The 16,199-nt window shown below is 54.1% G+C and carries 12 protein-coding genes and 1 riboswitch; of the genes, 1 reads left to right on the forward strand and 11 read right to left on the reverse strand.

Annotation, left to right across the window (positions count from 1 at the left end; genetic code table 11):
- Positions 1–23: 23 nt before the first annotated feature.
- From ACXAD4_RS16470 to rapA, 3 genes are all read right to left on the reverse strand, one after another.
- Positions 24–977: a D-2-hydroxyacid dehydrogenase gene (locus ACXAD4_RS16470; RefSeq protein ID WP_475242930.1), complete on the reverse strand. Its 954-nt coding sequence runs from the start codon at positions 975–977 to the stop codon at positions 24–26.
- Positions 978–1,043: 66 nt separating this feature from the next.
- Positions 1,044–1,757 carry a bifunctional tRNA pseudouridine(32) synthase/23S rRNA pseudouridine(746) synthase RluA gene (gene rluA / locus ACXAD4_RS16475; protein WP_475242856.1) on the reverse strand — a complete coding sequence of 238 codons (714 nt, stop codon included), beginning with the start codon at positions 1,755–1,757 and terminating at the stop codon, positions 1,044–1,046.
- Between the two features lie 150 nt (positions 1,758–1,907).
- Complete coding sequence (rapA, locus tag ACXAD4_RS16480) at positions 1,908–4,826, reverse strand: RNA polymerase-associated protein RapA (RefSeq protein WP_475242857.1); 2,919 nt, start codon at positions 4,824–4,826, stop codon at positions 1,908–1,910.
- Between the two features lie 347 nt (positions 4,827–5,173).
- Here rapA and ACXAD4_RS16485 point away from each other — a divergent pair, with 347 nt between their 5' ends.
- The gene (locus ACXAD4_RS16485) at positions 5,174–6,550 is read left to right on the forward strand and encodes a PhoH family protein (RefSeq protein ID WP_317523893.1); all 1,377 of its coding nucleotides are present in this window, start codon (positions 5,174–5,176) and stop codon (positions 6,548–6,550) included.
- Between the two features lie 110 nt (positions 6,551–6,660).
- On the opposite strand, the gene thiQ is transcribed toward ACXAD4_RS16485, so the two are convergent.
- The 8 genes from thiQ to leuA form a co-directional block, all read right to left on the reverse strand.
- On the reverse strand, positions 6,661–7,380 hold the full coding sequence (gene thiQ, locus ACXAD4_RS16490; protein ID WP_475242931.1) for a thiamine ABC transporter ATP-binding protein: 720 nt from the start codon (positions 7,378–7,380) through the stop codon (positions 6,661–6,663).
- Positions 7,380–8,945 carry a thiamine/thiamine pyrophosphate ABC transporter permease ThiP gene (gene thiP / locus ACXAD4_RS16495; protein ID WP_475242933.1) on the reverse strand — a complete coding sequence of 522 codons (1,566 nt, stop codon included), beginning with the start codon at positions 8,943–8,945 and terminating at the stop codon, positions 7,380–7,382. Before thiP ends, thiQ begins: the two co-directional genes overlap by 1 nt.
- A gap of 37 nt (positions 8,946–8,982) precedes the next feature.
- A complete protein-coding gene (gene thiB / locus ACXAD4_RS16500; protein WP_475242859.1) occupies positions 8,983–9,963 on the reverse strand; it encodes a thiamine ABC transporter substrate binding subunit in 981 nt (326 codons plus the stop codon).
- Positions 9,964–10,072: 109 nt separating this feature from the next.
- Positions 10,073–10,200: riboswitch (TPP riboswitch) on the reverse strand.
- 151 nt (positions 10,201–10,351) lie between these two features.
- Positions 10,352–11,134: a DUF547 domain-containing protein gene (locus ACXAD4_RS16505; RefSeq protein ID WP_475242860.1), complete on the reverse strand. Its 783-nt coding sequence runs from the start codon at positions 11,132–11,134 to the stop codon at positions 10,352–10,354.
- 154 nt (positions 11,135–11,288) lie between these two features.
- The gene (gene leuD / locus ACXAD4_RS16510) at positions 11,289–11,891 is read right to left on the reverse strand and encodes a 3-isopropylmalate dehydratase small subunit (RefSeq protein ID WP_107299610.1); all 603 of its coding nucleotides are present in this window, start codon (positions 11,889–11,891) and stop codon (positions 11,289–11,291) included.
- Positions 11,892–11,907: 16 nt separating this feature from the next.
- Complete coding sequence (gene leuC / locus ACXAD4_RS16515; protein ID WP_475242861.1) at positions 11,908–13,341, reverse strand: 3-isopropylmalate dehydratase large subunit; 1,434 nt, start codon at positions 13,339–13,341, stop codon at positions 11,908–11,910.
- Positions 13,342–13,364: 23 nt separating this feature from the next.
- Positions 13,365–14,453 (reverse strand): 3-isopropylmalate dehydrogenase, encoded by a 1,089-nt coding sequence (gene leuB, locus ACXAD4_RS16520; protein WP_317523887.1) that lies wholly within the window; start codon positions 14,451–14,453, stop codon positions 13,365–13,367.
- Between the two features lie 2 nt (positions 14,454–14,455).
- A complete protein-coding gene (leuA, locus tag ACXAD4_RS16525) occupies positions 14,456–16,006 on the reverse strand; it encodes a 2-isopropylmalate synthase (protein WP_107299607.1) in 1,551 nt (516 codons plus the stop codon).
- Positions 16,007–16,199 lie beyond the last annotated feature (193 nt).

Raw genomic sequence — 16,199 nt, forward strand, 5'->3', positions numbered from 1 at the left:
TTTTCTAGGGCAGGGGAGAATCCTCAGACTTGGTTTTGTGCCTTGCCTGCCACAAACGTATTTAAATTGTCGATAAGTTGGTTGGCGAGGGTTTGAATCGCGCTGTCCGAGCCCCAGGCAACATGTGGGGTGAGCAGCAGGTTGGGCAAGTCGCTGTTGGCAATCAGCGGGTTGCCATCGCCGGCCGGCTCTTCGGTAAACACGTCGCACCCGGCCCCGGCGATGTCGCCGTTGCGCAGGGCGTCGACCAGAGCCTGTTCGTCGACCAATCCCCCTCGGCCTGTGTTGATGACGATGGCACTGTCTTTCATTTGTTTCAGCTCGCCACTACCAATTAAGTTGCGCGTTTCGTCAGTCAGCGGGCAATGCAGGCTGAGCACATCAGCCTGTGCCAGTACTTCATGGAATGGCAGGTAGCCCTCGCGGCTTGTCTCGGCGCCTTTTCTTTCGGCAAAGATCACTTTCATTCCCAGTGCACGGCCGAGTGTTGCCATGGCTTGTCCCAAGCCTCCACTGCCTATAAGCCCCAGTGTCGCCCCGCGGATATCATTGATGGGATGGGTGAAAAAGCAGAACTGTTTTTTCTCCTGCCATACGCCTTGCTGGATATCGCGGTGGTAGCCTAGCAGGTTGCGGCGCAGGGCGAACATCATCGCAATGGCATGCTCAGGCACCGAGTCCACCGCATAGCCGCGGATATTACTCACGGTGATGCCATGTGCACGGCAATAATCGAGGTCGACGTTGTTGGTACCGGTGGCGGCAATGGCGACCATCTTGAGTTTGGGTAATTTTGCCAAGATGTCTGCATCTAGTACCACCTTGTTGGTGATAGCAATAGTCGCGTTTTCCAACCGCTCGATAACCTGATCGGGGCGAGTGGATGGGTACTGTGTCCACTGGTGTTCAAAACTAGGGGAAGGAATCGTGATGTGTGCCGGTATCGTGTCGCAGTCGAGAAAAACAATCTGTTCCATGGCTCGTAATTTAAGGTCGAGGATAATGAAGCCAGTACACACTATCCTCGACAGCCAACTCAAGCCCTATGGTTTGGAATAGTGATCCGGTAGGGTCTTTTGTGGTGCGCCGGAGTAGAACTCACACGGCGCAAACAGGTGCATCGGCTCACCGCTGCGCGGGTGAAAGAAGCTCAGCTCTGCGGCATGGAGTTGCAGACGCAGTGCCATCGCCTTGGCCTCTGGATGGGCGTAGAAGCCATCACCAAGGATTGGATGGCCTAGGGCGAGTAGATGAACCCGCAGTTGGTGGGAGCGGCCTGTGATGGGGCGCAGGCGCACCAGGCAGGTGTTTTCGCCTCTCTCTAGTACCTGATAGTGGGTGACCGAAGGTTTGCCATCTTCGTAGCAGACTTTCTGTTTCGGCCGGTTCGGCCAATCGCAGATCAGAGGCAGATCGACGGTACCGTTATCCAAAGCAATATCCCCAAATACTCTGGCGTAATAGACCTTCTCGGTTCGGCGCTCCTGAAACTGGATTTTCAGATTCCGCTCGGACTGCTTGTTGAGGGCGAGCATGATCAGCCCGGAGGTGGCCATATCAAGGCGATGGATCAGGTGAGAGTCGGGATAGTCGGCCCGAACCCGCGACCAGATGCTGTCATAGAAGGCCGGATCGCGACCGGGGTTTGAGAGCATGCCGGATGGCTTGTTTACCACAATAATATCGTCGTCTTGGTAAAGGATATCCAGCCAAGGCTCCTTGGGCGGGTTGTAGTCTATCTCTGGCAGTGTGCTCATAGCTTTGATCTGTGAAAAAGGTCCGTGAAACGGGAAGGCGGCGATAATATCAACAATTGCTAAGAAGGCAATATCCTTGTTAGCAAATCTGCAGCTGTAAAAAAGCCGCCCGGAAAGGCGGCTTGGTAGGCAGTGAGATTGGGTCTTGAGTTAGCCGTGGCTAACCACAATCAAACGCAGTGAATCTAGCTGAATTTGCGCCTTGGCAATATAGCCGGTCAGCTCTTCGATTTGGTTGTCGATAAGCTCTAGCTCGTCATCACGGATATTCGGGTTAACCGCTTTGAGCGCCTGAAGTCGGTCTAGCTCAGCACGCAGCGTCGCTTCCATCTCGGCCTGTGCTGATTCGCGGATAGTAACCAGTTCACCGGAGACCACTTGCTCAGCACTTTCGATCAAGGTGTGAATGTCTTTTTGTACCGAGTTAACCAGTTTGCTGCCTAGGTGGCGGTTGACCGGGCTCAGCTGGCGGTTGAAGCCTTCGAACTCGACCTTGGCCGACAGGTTGTTGCCTTTGGCATCCAGCAGGATGCGGATAGGCGTCTTCGGCAGGAAGCGGCCGATACCGGATTGCTTCGGTGCCTGCGCATCCACTACATAGACCAGCTCCAGCAGTAGGGTACCGGCAGGCAGCGCCTTGTTCTTGAGCAGTGATACCGCCGTGGTGCCGACACCTTCGGACAGCAGCAAGTCGATGCCGCCCTGGATCATCGGGTGTTCCCAGCTGATGAAGTGCAGGTCTTCACGCGATAGCGCAGTGTCACGGTCGAAAGTGATGGTACAGCCGTCATAAGGCAGACCAGGGTAGCTCGCTACCATCATGTGCTCTGACGGGGTGACCACAATGGCATTCTCGCCTTTGTCGTCCTGGTTAAGGCCGATAGTATCGAACAGGCCAAGGGCGAAGGTCACCAGGTTGGTGTCGCCGTCTTTGCTGCTGATCTCTTCAACCAGCTTCTGTGCATCGGCGCCGCCGTTGGAATGGATCTCCAGCAGGCGGTCACGGCCTTGTTCCAGTTTGCCCTTGAGTTCATTGTGCATGGCAGCGCTGCTCTCGATCAGCTCATCAAGCTGTTCGCCGTCAGGTTTGTCGCTGGCTAGCAGTTCCAATAGGTTGCTGCTGAAGGCATCGTACACAGCACGGCCAGTCGGGCAGGTCTCTTCAAAGGCGTTCAGACCTTCGTTATACCAGCGAGCCAGCAGGGCTTGCGAGGTGCCCTGCAGGTGCGGGACATGAATTTCGATATCACGTTTCTGGCCGATACGGTCAAGGCGACCGATACGCTGCTCCAGCAGGTCGGGGTTATTAGGCAGGTCAAACATTACCAACTGGTTGGCAAACTGGAAGTTTCGGCCTTCAGAACCAATTTCTGAACACAGCAGAACTTGGGCGCCGTCTTCTTCCTGGGCGAAGTAGGCGGCGGCCTTGTCGCGTTCGATGATAGACATGCCTTCGTGGAACACGGTGGCACGGATTCCCTCACGTTCACGCAGGGCTTGCTCAAGGATAAGCGCGGTTTGGGCGCGTGAGCAGATCACCAGTACTTTTTCCTGGCGGTTGGCTTTTAGCATATCCAGCAGCCAGTTGACGCGTGGGTCAAACTGCCACCAAGTCGCAGAGTCGCCTTCGAATTCCTGGTAGATATCTTCCGGGTACAGCAGTTTGAAGGCTTTTTGCTCCACGCTCATCTTGCCGCCCATCATACCGGCAACACGCATCGCGGTTTGGTACTGGGTTGGCAGTGCCAATGGGTACATGTTGAGGTGGCGTTGCGGGAAGCCTTTGATCGCTGCACGGGTGTTACGGAACAGCACGCGGCCGGTACCGTGGCGGTCCATTAGGTTGTCGATTAGCTCGTGGCGAACGGTTTGCTGTTGCTCCTGGTCGATGTCACCGGCTTCGATAATACGCAACATCGGCTCGATATCCTGCTCTGGCAGCAGCTCAACCAAAGTGTTCTTGGCATCGTCATCCAGCTTTTCGCCAGAGAGTAGGCGTGAGACCGCATCGGCAACCGGTGCGTACTGGCGCTCTTCTTCGACAAAGGCTTCGTAATCGTAGAAGCGATCCGGGTCAAGCAGGCGTAGGCGGGCAAAGTGGCTTTCATGGCCCAACTGCTCTGGGGTTGCGGTTAGCAGCAATACGCCTGGTGCTTTTTCCGCAAGCTCTTCCACGACTTGGTACTGGCGGCTCGGCTTGTCTTCGCTCCACTCAAGGTGGTGGGCTTCATCGACAACCAACAGGTCCCAATCAGCATCCAGCGCCTGCTCAAAACGACGGCGGCTCTTGCGCAGGAAGTCCAGTGAACACAGTACGTACTGGGCGGTGTCGAACGGGTTGGCAGAATCTGCAAATGCTTCGACACAACGCTCTTCGTCGAAAATCGAGAAGTGCAGGTTAAAGCGGCGCATCATCTCGACCAGCCACTGGTGCTGTAGTGTCTCAGGCACTAGGATCAGGATACGCTCGGCACGGCCAGACAGCACCTGCTGGTGGATGATCATACCGGCTTCGATAGTTTTACCTAAGCCAACCTCATCGGCGAGCAGAACGCGCGGCGCGTAACGGCGGCCGACTTCATGGGCGATGTACAGCTGGTGCGGGATCAAACCTGCACGCATACCGCACAGGCCGCGTAGCGGGCTCTTGTGCTGCTCGTACTGGTTTTTCAGGGCACGGTAGCGCAATGCAAAGCGATCCATGCGGTCAATCTGGCCGGCAAACATTTTGTCTTGCGGCTTGTTGAAGCGGATTTGGTTGCTGAGGAAAATCTCGCGCAGTGCGACATCCTCTTCACCGGTATCGGTACGGGTACCGATATAGGTAAATACACCGCCGGTTTCATCGACCTGCTCGACCTTGAGCGACCAGCCGTCATGGCTTTCAACCACATCACCGACATTGAACATTACACGGGTCACAGGAGCGTCGTTGCGAGCATAAAGGCGGTTCTCTTCACTGGCAGAGAACATTAGAGTGACGGTTCTGGCATCGACTGCCACGACCGTACCTAGACCCAGATCACTTTCAGTATCACTGATCCAACGTTGACCCAAAGCAAATGGCATAGTGGTTAAAACCTTCTAATTATTTGAAATCAAGGAAAATGCGAAGCCGATGCGCCTGCATTTTTGAACTACACTCAAAGTAATACCGTACTAGATGGTATCCATCACCTGCCGTTGGCAGCGCGTATTGGTATATAAGTGTAGCCAGAATTCGCACCGGTAAAAAAGGGGAGTAATGTTACTGCATGCCGTGAGCAAGGTCACGGTCAATATGACAAGAAAGTACCAAACTGTAACTGTCACATTTATTTAATTATCTCCGGTCTTTAATAGTAACTATCCCGTTAAATCGGGCACAGGAAATACTCTGGTGGAACAACCACCGATTTGTTACCAAGGAGGTACCTATGGATGAAGTTGGTAGGAAAGTTTTCGTTCTCGACACCAATATTCTGCTTCATGAACCCCTCGCTGTTTATTCTTTCAAAGAGCATGATGTCGTCATCCCAATGACTGTGCTTGAAGAGCTCGATCGCATTAAGGACAGTAAGCGTGATGTATCGCGTGATGCCCGTGTTGCCATTCGTGCCCTGGAAGATATTTTCCGCGATGCCACCCCAGAGCAAATTGCCGAGGGGATTCCGCTCAGTCCACAAGGAGGTGAACTAGGAAAGGTTTCAATTTTTGCTGATTACGAGGTGACCGAAACGGTCCATGCCTTTGCCGACAAGGCAGGGGACAACCGTATCCTCAATGGCGTGCTGTTTCTCCAGGCCCACTATGCGCCGCGAGAAGTGGTACTGATCACTAAAGACATCAACATGCGGCTGCGCGCCAAAGGGGCGGGGGTATGTTATGTCGATGACTACCGTACCGACCAGTTGATTGACGATGTCAAAATGCTGACCAAGGGGTTTTACCAGTTTAGCGGTAACTTCTGGGAGCGTGTCGGTGAGTGTTACTCAGAGAAGAAAGGCCGCTCGACTGTACATACCTTGCCTTCGGAGTTATTCGAGGCTCCATTTATCAACCAGTACCTCATTGATGAGGATAGTGACTTTACCGGTCGGGTGCAGTCTATTGATGGTGAAACCCTGACCCTGAAAGACATCGGCCATGAGCGACTGTTGAGTAAACAAGCATGGGGGATCCACCCGAAAAACATCTACCAGGGAATGGCGCTCGATGCCCTGATGGATCCGAAGATTGACCTGGTAATCCTAACGGGCCCAGCCGGGTGCGGTAAAACCATTCTGGCCATGGCGGCAGCGTTGGAGCAGGTGATAGAAAAAGGCATGTATGACAAGATCATCGTGACTCGTAATACCCCGGAAATCGCAGAGTCCATTGGTTACCTACCGGGTACTGAGGAAGAAAAAATGATGCCTTGGCTCGCGGCGGTGACCGACACCATGGAGGCATTACACAAGAATGATGTTTGTACCGATGGCTCGATGAAGTACATCTACGATAAGGCCAATATTCAATTTAAATCGATTAACTTTATGCGCGGGCGTTCAATCCAGAATGCATTTGTATTGTTGGATGAGTGCCAGAACCTTACCGCCTCCCAGATCAAAACCATCATCACCCGTTGTGGGGAGGGCACCAAGCTAGTTTGTTCCGGTAACCTGGCTCAGATTGACTCCAGTTACCTTTCTCCTGTTACCTCGGGCTTGACCTATATCGTCGAGCGTTTCAAGAATTTCGAAGGCAGTGCCAATATTTACCTCAATGGCGTTGTCCGCAGCCGTTTGGCTGAGTTTGCCGAGGAGAACCTATAGTCATATAGGCTCCATACGTTTCCCTTTTCGCAAAAGCGAGCCGACTGGCTCGCTTTTTCCTTTTTGGGCTGTTTTTATACTTCGTTTACTAGGTGCCAGATACTTGGTAACTAGTGACCGAGGTAGTGCTGGAGAGCAGGATCGCTTGGTGAAGCCAAGACCTCCTGGCACGGCCCGAAGACTTTCACTTTGCCCTGGTAGATGAAGGCACATTTGTCGGCAATCTTCAACGCATCTTCCGGGCTGTGGGTGACCATCAGTACCGTGGTGCCTTGCTCCCTAGCGAGCTTCCTGACTAGCTCCAGCATCTCTTTCCTCAGTGCGGGATCAAGCGCCGAGAAGGGCTCGTCTAGCAGTAGTAGAGGCCGCTGGCGGATCAGGCAACGCGCCAAAGCGACCCGCTGGCGCTGGCCACCGGAGAGTTGCTCCGGCAATCGGTCAAGGTAGCTTTGTAACCCCACTTTCGCGGCTGCCACTACCACCTGCTCTTTTTGGGCGCGATCCAGTCTCAGTGCTGGGCTCAGGCCAAGGCCGATATTTTCATACACGCTCAGGTGCGGGAACAGGTTGTGCTCCTGGAACAAGATAGAGAGTGGGCGCTTGGCCGGGTGCAGTTGGCTGATCGGTTGGCCATTGACGGTGAGCGTGCCGCTATCCGGGGTAAGAAAACCGGCGACCATGGCAAGCAGGGTGCTTTTCCCAGCCCCGCTCGGGCCGACGAGGGCGACGATATCCCCGGTATCGACGCTGAGATCGAAGCTAAGCTGGGTGGATTGGCCGGGTTGCTTCGGGTGGTGGAAGCAATGTTGTAATTGCTGCAAATTTAGCATCATGGATTCCGGATGATCAGTTTTTCAACCAAGGAGAATAAGCCTAGGCTGAGGGTGAGCAGGATCAGCGCCGCTACGGCAGCTGCGTCCATCTGGTAGCTGCCGAGCAGCTGGAACAGGTAGAGCGGCAGAGTTTGGAAGTCCTGGCTGCCAAACAACGCGATGGCACCCAAGTCACCGAGTGACAGGACAAAGCCGATAGCCAGAGATTGGGCAAAAGGCTTTTTCAAAGCCCGCCATTCCACCAGTTTGAGCCGTGATAGCCCGGTCATGCCAAGGCTTTGGCACAAGGGCTCATATTGCTGGGCCACATGGAGCATCGGTTGGCTCAGGGTCTTGAGTACATACGGCAGGGCCATCAGGGCGTTGACCGCAACCACCACCCAGAAAGCGGCGGCAAAGGCATCGGTAAAATGGCGCAGTAGCAAGAAGATCCCGGTACTCAAGACCAGTCCCGGCGTGACCAAGATGATAGTACCGATCAGATCTAGGCCGTCCGCCTGCCAGCGGCGGTGCTGGAGGCGCCAGTGCCGGCTGGTCAAAAGAATGGCAACACCACCAATGACCGCCAACAGGCACGCTAAGCTGGCGATTTGCAGTGAGTTGAGTACTGCCTGCCACAGCCCGGGAGCTCCCAGCGAGTCGAGGGTTTGGCTATTGATCCCGGCAATGATAACTGCAGCCAACGGCGGGAGCACCAGCAGCAAGGCAAGGCCGATCCATCCCCAGTCCCAGCAGCGGCTGGCAAGTGAGTCAAATTGGCTTTGGCGCGGGTTAGCGACAGATTGGCTCGAGGTAGCCAGCGGCTTGGCAAAGCGTTGGCTCAACAATACAAGGCTGCAGCACAGCAGCATCTGCCACAAGGCGAGAATAGCACCGCCGGCAAGGTCAAAGTCGTAGCGCAAGGCTTGGTAGATGGCCAGCTCAATGGTGGTTGCCTTCGGGCCGCCGCCCAGTGCCATGATGACGGCAAAACTGGTAAAGCACAGCATAAAGACCAGCCCGACGACATGGGGGAGCTGCTGGCGCAGTCTCGGCCAGGCAACAAAGCGGAAGGTGTGCCAGCTCGACATACCCAGGTGGGTAGCTAGCTGGTGCTGCTCAAACGGGACCCCTTCCAGGCTTTGGACAAACAGGCGAGTTGCCAATGGCAGGTTGAGGAATACATGAGCGAGCAAGATCCCTTGCAGGCCATAGAGGGAGAAACTGCCCTGCCATCCCAGCTTAGCCAGTAAGCTGGTTAATACGCCGTTGTTGCCGTAGATCGCCAGCAGGCCGAATACCGCGACCAGTACCGGCAAAACTAAGGTCATGGCAAAGATCCGCATCAGCAAGGCTTTGCCCGGGAACTGCCGGCGTGATAGCGCGTAGGCGACGGGAATGGCAGGTAGGGTACTCAGTAGGGTTGAGAGCAGAGCCTGGCTGAAGGAAAAACCTGTAATGTGACGTAGATAAGGATCATGCCATAGCGAGGCAATATCGAGATCGCTAGCTTCATTGACCAGGGCGGCGAGGGCGCTTACCACCAGGCAAAGAATGAGCCCGGCGGTGATCAGGCCGGGCATCAGTTGGGTGTTGCGTGTATTCAAAAGTAAGTGCCTACTACTTGGTCAAGGCTTGCTGCCACTCGCGAACCCAGCTGCGACGCTGCTTGGCAACATCTTCGGCAGAAAACTCCAGGGCTTTGCCCGGCAGGGTGAGCAGCTTGAACTCGGCTGGCTGGGCGACATCCGTTACCGGATACATCCAGTTACCCGTCGGGATCACTGACTGGAATTCAGGCGTTAGCATAAAGGCCAGGAATTGGTCCGCCAGGGCTTGGTTCGGGCTGCTTTTCAGTTTCGCGGCCACTTCTACCTGCATGTAATGGCCTTCACTGAAATCGGCGGCTTTGTACTTGTCGTCCTGCTCGGCGATCAGGTGGTAGGCTGGCGAGGTGGTGTATGACAGGACCATATCGGACTCGCCTTTGAGGAACATGCTATAAGCCTCGGACCAACCTTTGGTGACAGTTACAGTCTTGCCGGCCAGTTGCTGCCAGGCTTGCGGGGCCTTGTCGCCGTATACCGATTTCATCCATAGCATCAGGCCTTGGCCCGGCGTAGAGGTACGCGGATCTTGATAGATGATGGATAGGTCATCACGGTTGACCAGCTCATCCAAGCTTTTCGGTGGGGTTTCCAGTTTGGTGCTGTCATAGACAAAGGCAAAGTAGCCGTAGTCGTAAGGGACGAAGGTGGTATCGCTCCAGCCGTTTGGTAGGGTTAGCTTGCTGGTGTCCACTTGGTGCTCGGCCAGTAAGCCGGTTTTCTTGGCTTCGGCAATCAGGTTGTTATCGAGACCTAGTAATATGTCGGCCTTGGTGCGTTTACCTTCAAGCCGGATACGGTTGAGGATGGATACACCGTCGTCCAATGCCACGAACTCCAAATTACACTCGCACTGCGCCTCGAACGCTTTTTCGATAGCAGGCCCCGGCCCCCAGTCGGAAGCAAAAGAGCTGTAGGTGTATACCGTAAGGGTGTTGTCCGCAGCCAATGCCGGCATGGCGGCCAACGTAACAAGTGGGAGTAATTTTTTCACTATGCGCTCCTGATGCTCTTGCGTCCGGCAAGAGGAAAAATAATCGTACGAGCGGCACAGGGTTGAGCAGAAAGCAGGCGTCATGCCGGCTTTGCAAGATAAGAAGGCTTACCGTGGCGAACTCAATTCCTACGCCAGTACTAACTGGATCAGGTTCTGTGGGTTTTGCCGCAGCAATCTCAGCAGCTTATAACAAGGCCTATTTGGTCAGGTACAAGCGCTCCCCAATGAGAACGTTTGTTATTGTAATGTGGCGGGATACAGGTTGCCAGCAGGAAGGCAATATTATGCTAACTGGTCCTTTGCTAAAGGCTGCTATGCGAACGGCTCCTGTGCAAACGTCTCCTGTGCTAATAGCTCCATCGATGAAGCTATACGGTTGATCAGGCTACTTGGCATCGTTGAGCGACCAGTTGTAGTCATAGCTGACGTTACCAAGGGTAATTGATGCTCCTTGACGGTACTGGTTGATGTGCTTTTGGAGCTGGGCTGTGGAGCCGAAGTCGCTACCATACCATTCATAAATCGAAGAGAGCTGGGTTTTATTGCCTTGAGGGTTGACGCCCTTGCGGCTGTTGATAAAGCGGGTGGCCGATTTTTCCAGCAAGCGTTCGGTGTTGCTTGCAGTGAAAGCGTCGGGCTGGAGATCGGGGCAACCCAGGCTGGCACAGTTGACGACATAGTGAATGCGCGGATCGCGCCAGATCGGACGTAAAATCCGGTGCTCGATATCGTTGAGGGAAAGCGTCTTGCCGTTAATGGTGAGCACTTTCTCATCCCAAGGGCCAAAGCTGAAGAAGCCACCCAATTTTGTGATGGAAGAGACCGGGTAGTTATCGAGGATCAATTTGACTGTTTGGGCATTGTAGAGGTTAACCCAGTAAGCAAACTGTTCGTTGCGGTTTAATTGGTGCGGGTTTAGCTTGGTCAGGTCGCGCAGGTAACGGTCCAGTTCATACTTGTCGCCGTCCGAAACCCGGCCATAGCGAAACAAGGTTTGTTGGGGCTGGACGACCAGGTACTTATCAAGCAGGCGCTGCCAGCGACTGTGATCAACCTTTTGTGAGTTAGATGTGGCATATTGCTGCCAGTAAGGCCAGAGATCGGCTTTGGGGGCGGCAACGGTGCTGGCTGATAGCAAGAGAAACAGCAGGCTGACAAAAAAGCGCATAGAACATCCTTAATCTTGGTCCCAAGAGACGACAGGGTTTAGCTTAGACGACCTGCTGGTAGCTAGGTTTATTGCAAAAAAGACAAAAAAACGCCCCAGTCATAGTGAGCCGGGGCGTTAATGTTATCGGTTTTTAGTGAAGACAGTAACGGCGTTACGCCAAGAACGCAGGGATCTTGCTTTCGTATTCGGCAATCTTGTCTTCGTGCTGCAAGGTCAGGCCGATGTTGTCCAGGCCATTCAGTAGGCAGTGGCGACGGAATTCGTCAATCTCGAAGCTATATTGCTTGCCGTTGGCCGTTACTAGCATGGCCTCCAAGTCAACGGTGACCTCCGCGCCTTCGTTTGCCTCGACGTACTGGAAGATCTCATCGACTTCCTGCTCGGTCAGGCGAACCGGCACCATCTGGTTGTTGATCGAGTTGCCGTAGAAGATATCGGCAAAGCTCGGAGCAATCATTACCTGGATACCGTAATCAGCCAGAGCCCATGGCGCGTGCTCACGGGATGAGCCGCAGCCGAAGTTTTCGCGCGCCAGCAAAATGCTTGCACCTTGGTAGCGCGGCGCATTCATCACAAACTCTGGGTTTGGCTGCTCGCCAGCATCATCTAGGAAGCGCCAGTCATGGAATAGGTGCTTGCCAAAACCTGTGCGGGTCACTTTTTGCAAAAACTGCTTCGGGATAATGGCATCGGTATCGACGTTGGCGGCATCCAAAGGAACGACCAAACCAGTGTGTTGTTTAAATCCTGTCATTGTCTCGTTCCTTCTCTTAAGCCGTCACTGCAACGTTGTCTAGTTCGCGAATATCAACAAAGTGCCCTGCACACGCAGCCGCTGCCGCCATCGCTGGGCTCACCAAGTGAGTACGACCGTCACGGCCCTGACGACCTTCGAAGTTACGGTTACTGGTTGATGCGCAGCGCTCACCTGGGCCTAGGCGGTCATTGTTCATGGCTAGGCACATTGAACAACCCGGTAGACGCCATTCAAAACCGGCTTCGATGAAGATCTTGTCCAGCCCTTCTTTTTCAGCCTGGGTTTTGACCTGCTCCGAGCCCGGAACCACAAGCGCCTGGACGTTGGCAGCTACCTTACGGCCTTTGGCAATGGCAGCGGCTGCACGCATGTCTTCGATGCGCGAGTTGGTACAAGAGCCAATGAACACTTTGTCGATAGCAAAGTCAGACAGCTTCTTACCCGCTTCCAAGCCCATGTAAGCCAGTGCTTTTTCAGCTGACGCCTGCTCGACAGGGTCGGCAAAGTCAGTTGGCGCAGGAATAGGTTGATCCACGGCAATTACCTGGCCAGGGTTGGTGCCCCAGGTTACCTGTGGCTTGATGTCTTTGGCTTCTAGGGTAACTACGGTATCGAATTTGGCATCATCGTCAGTTTTCAGTGTCTTCCAGTATTCGATAGCGGCTTCTAGATCGCCGCCTGCTGGCGAAAATTTACGATCCTTGATGTAGTCGAAGGTGGTTTGGTCTGGGGCGATAAGGCCGGCTTTGGCACCAAGCTCGATAGCCATGTTACACACCGTCATGCGGCCTTCCATGGTCAGGTCAGTGATCGCTTCACCGCAGAATTCCACCACGTGGCCGGTACCGCCGGCAGCTGTGGTCTTGCCGATGATAGCCAGCACGATGTCCTTGGCGGTAATGCCCTCAGCGACCTTGCCTTTCACTTCAATTTTCATTGTTTTGGCACGGGCTTGCTTAAGGGTCTGGGTCGCTAATACATGCTCGACTTCCGAAGTACCGATACCGAAGGCCAGAGAGCCGAATGCTCCGTGGGTTGCCGTGTGCGAGTCACCACAGACAATTGTCATGCCCGGTAGGGTAATGCCCAGCTCTGGGCCCATGACATGGACGATGCCTTGGTATTTGTGGTTCAGGTCGTAGAGGGTAACGCCGAACTCTTCACAGTTTTTGGCCAGGGTTTCCATCTGGATACGGGCCATTTCGCCAGAGGCTTTGATGTCCTTGGTCTGGGTCGAGACGTTGTGATCCATGGTCGCGAACGTTTTGCCAACCTGGCGCACCTTGCGGCCTTTTTCACGCAGGCCGTCAAAGGCCTGCGGTGACGTCACTTCGTGTACCAAATGACGGTCGATGTATAGGATTGGGTTTTCGCCTTCGGCGGCAACCGCAACGTGGGCATCGTAGATTTTTTCGTATAGCGTCTGAGGCGCTTTAGTCGTAGACATTGCTCGTTTGCTCCTTGCTGCGATTAGGCTTGGCGAACGTACTGGGCAATCTTGTCGCCCATTTCGCTGGTGCTTAGTGCCGGGCTGTTGCCCGCTAGGTCTGCGGTAAGTTCACCGGCTTCCAGTGCTTGCGATACCGCTTGCTCGATAGCGCGTGCCGCCTGCTCTTCACCCAGGCTGTAACGTAGCATCAGGGCGGCAGATAGGATTTGTGCGACTGGGTTGGCAATATTCTTGCCTGCGATATCTGGTGCCGAGCCGCCTGCTGGCTCGTACATGCCGAACTTGTCTTGGTTCAGGCTGGCTGAAGGCAGCATACCCATAGAACCTGTGATCATCGCGCACTCGTCCGAGATGATGTCACCGAAGATGTTCGAGCACAGCATCACGTCGAACTGCGACGGGTCTTTGATCAACTGCATGGTCGCGTTGTCGATGTACATGTGGTTCAAGGTGACTTCCGGGTAGTCCTTTGCCACTTCCTCAACTACTTCACGCCATAGGATAGAGCTCTGAAGTACGTTGGCTTTATCAATGGAGTATACGTTCTTGTTACGCAGCATCGCCGACTCGAAAGCGATACGGGCAATACGCTCGATTTCGTAGCGGTGGTAAATTTCGGTGTCGTAAGCTTTCTCTTCCGGGCCTTCGCCTTCACGGCCTTTCGGCTGGCCGAAGTAGATACCGCCGGTTAGTTCGCGGACCACAACGATATCGAAACCGCGCTCGGAGATATCGGCACGCAGTGGCGAGAATGCTTCCAGGCCGCTGTGGATCTGTGCCGGGCGCAAGTTACAAAACAACTGGAAGTGCTTGCGCAATGGTAGCAATGCACCACGCTCAGGCTGATCGTTCGGTGCAAGGTGTTCCCACTTCGGGCCGCCGACTGAACCAAACAGGATCGCATCGGAGTCTTCACAGCCTTTTAGTGTTGCTTCCGGCAGTGGACAACCATGGTTGTCGATGGCAATACCACCAACATCGTATTCGTTGCACGTTAGGGTGAAGCCGAATTTCTCTTGTACAGCATCCAACACTTTGTGGGCCTGCTGCATTACTTCTGGGCCAATACCGTCACCCGGTAGAACGGCAATCTTATATGTACCTGCCATGGTTATACTGTCTCCATTTGGGATTTCTGTTTAATTTCTGCAATCTGATCGGCGCGATGAATGCTGTTGATCACGTGAAGTAGTGCTTGTCCTGATGCTTCGACAATGTCGGTCGCCAAGCCGGTACCGTGGTACTTGCGGCCTTTGTAGTTGGCGATGATGTCGGCTTGGCCTAGGCCATCTTCCCCTTCGCCTTTGGCGGTCAGGTCGAATTTATCCAATACGATGTCGTAACCGGTTAGGCGGTAGATACATTGGTAAAGCGCATCAACCGGACCGTTACCGACAGCGGCTTCGCATTTCTCTTCGTCACCACACTGTAGCTTGATACTGGTGGTCGCCATCACGCTGCCTGACTGTACGCTTAGGTAGTTCAGTTTGAAGAAGTCATCTTCCTCGCGCAGGTTGGCAAAGTGCATCAAGGCTTCCAAGTCGTAGTCAAATACCTGGCCCTTGCGGTCGGCCAGTTTCAGGAAGTCGGCGTAAAGCTCGTCTAGGTTGTATTCGTTTTCGGTGTAGCCCAAGGTATCCATGTGGCTCTTCACTGCCGCACGGCCCGAGCGTGAAGTTAGGTTAAGGGCTTGGTTTTTAAGACCAATCGACTCAGGGGTCATGATCTCGTAAGTGTTCTTATTCTTCAGCATGCCATCTTGGTGGATGCCTGAAGAGTGGCTGAAGGCATTGGCACCGACGATAGCCTTGTTGGCCTGTACCGGCATGTTGCACAACTGGCTGACCATCTTGCTGGTGCGGTGGATTTCGTCGTGCTTGATATTGGTGTGAACACCCAGTAATTCGGCGCGGGTCTTGATGATCATGGCGATCTCTTCCAGCGAACAGTTACCAGCACGCTCACCGATACCGTTGATTGTCCCTTCTACCTGGCGGGCACCAGCCTGGACCGCCGCCATCGAGTTGGCAACGGACATGCCTAGGTCGTCGTGGCAGTGCACCGAGATAATCGCCTTGTCGATATTAGGCACGCGTTCGAACAGCTGGCCGACGATGCCGCCAAACTCGCTCGGCAAGGTATAGCCTACGGTATCTGGGATATTGATGGTAGTGGCACCGGCATTGATTGCCGCCTCAACCATACGGCACAGGTTGTCGATTGGGGTACGGCCGGCATCTTCACATGAGAACTCGACATCGTCGGTGTAGTTGCGGGCACGCTTGACGGCAGCAACACCCATCTCAATCACGTCATCGTAGCTGCGGCGCAGTTTGTCCTGCACGTGGACTGTCGAGGTCGAGATGAAGGTATGGATACGGAATGCTTCTGCCACTTTCAACGATTCGGCAGCCACATCAATGTCTTTGGCAACAGCGCGGGACAGAGCACAGACGCGACTGTTCTTGATGTGTTTGGCAATGGTCTGGACCGACTCGAAATCGCCCGGAGAGGATACAGGAAAGCCCGCCTCGATAACGTCAACGCCAAGGCGTTCAAGGGCATAAGCGATCTGCAGTTTTTCTTTTACCGTCAGGCTGGCGGATAGGGCCTGTTCACCGTCCCGTAACGTGGTATCGAAAATGATGACCTGATCTTTCATTGCTACTTCCTTTCATTGGCTGCCGTTATTGGCGTTGTCTGCATCCGCTTGCGCTGGCCTGTATAAGAAAAAACCCGCGCAGTCTGCGCGGGTTTTTTGAATTCTTAGTGGTGTTTCTCACCCATAAGCTACCCGCGCGATCTTGTCACGATAAGGAGGAGGCTTAGGAGAAGAGATGAGAAACGCATTTTCA

This window comes from Photobacterium sp. AWH4_225, from assembly GCF_056158405.1.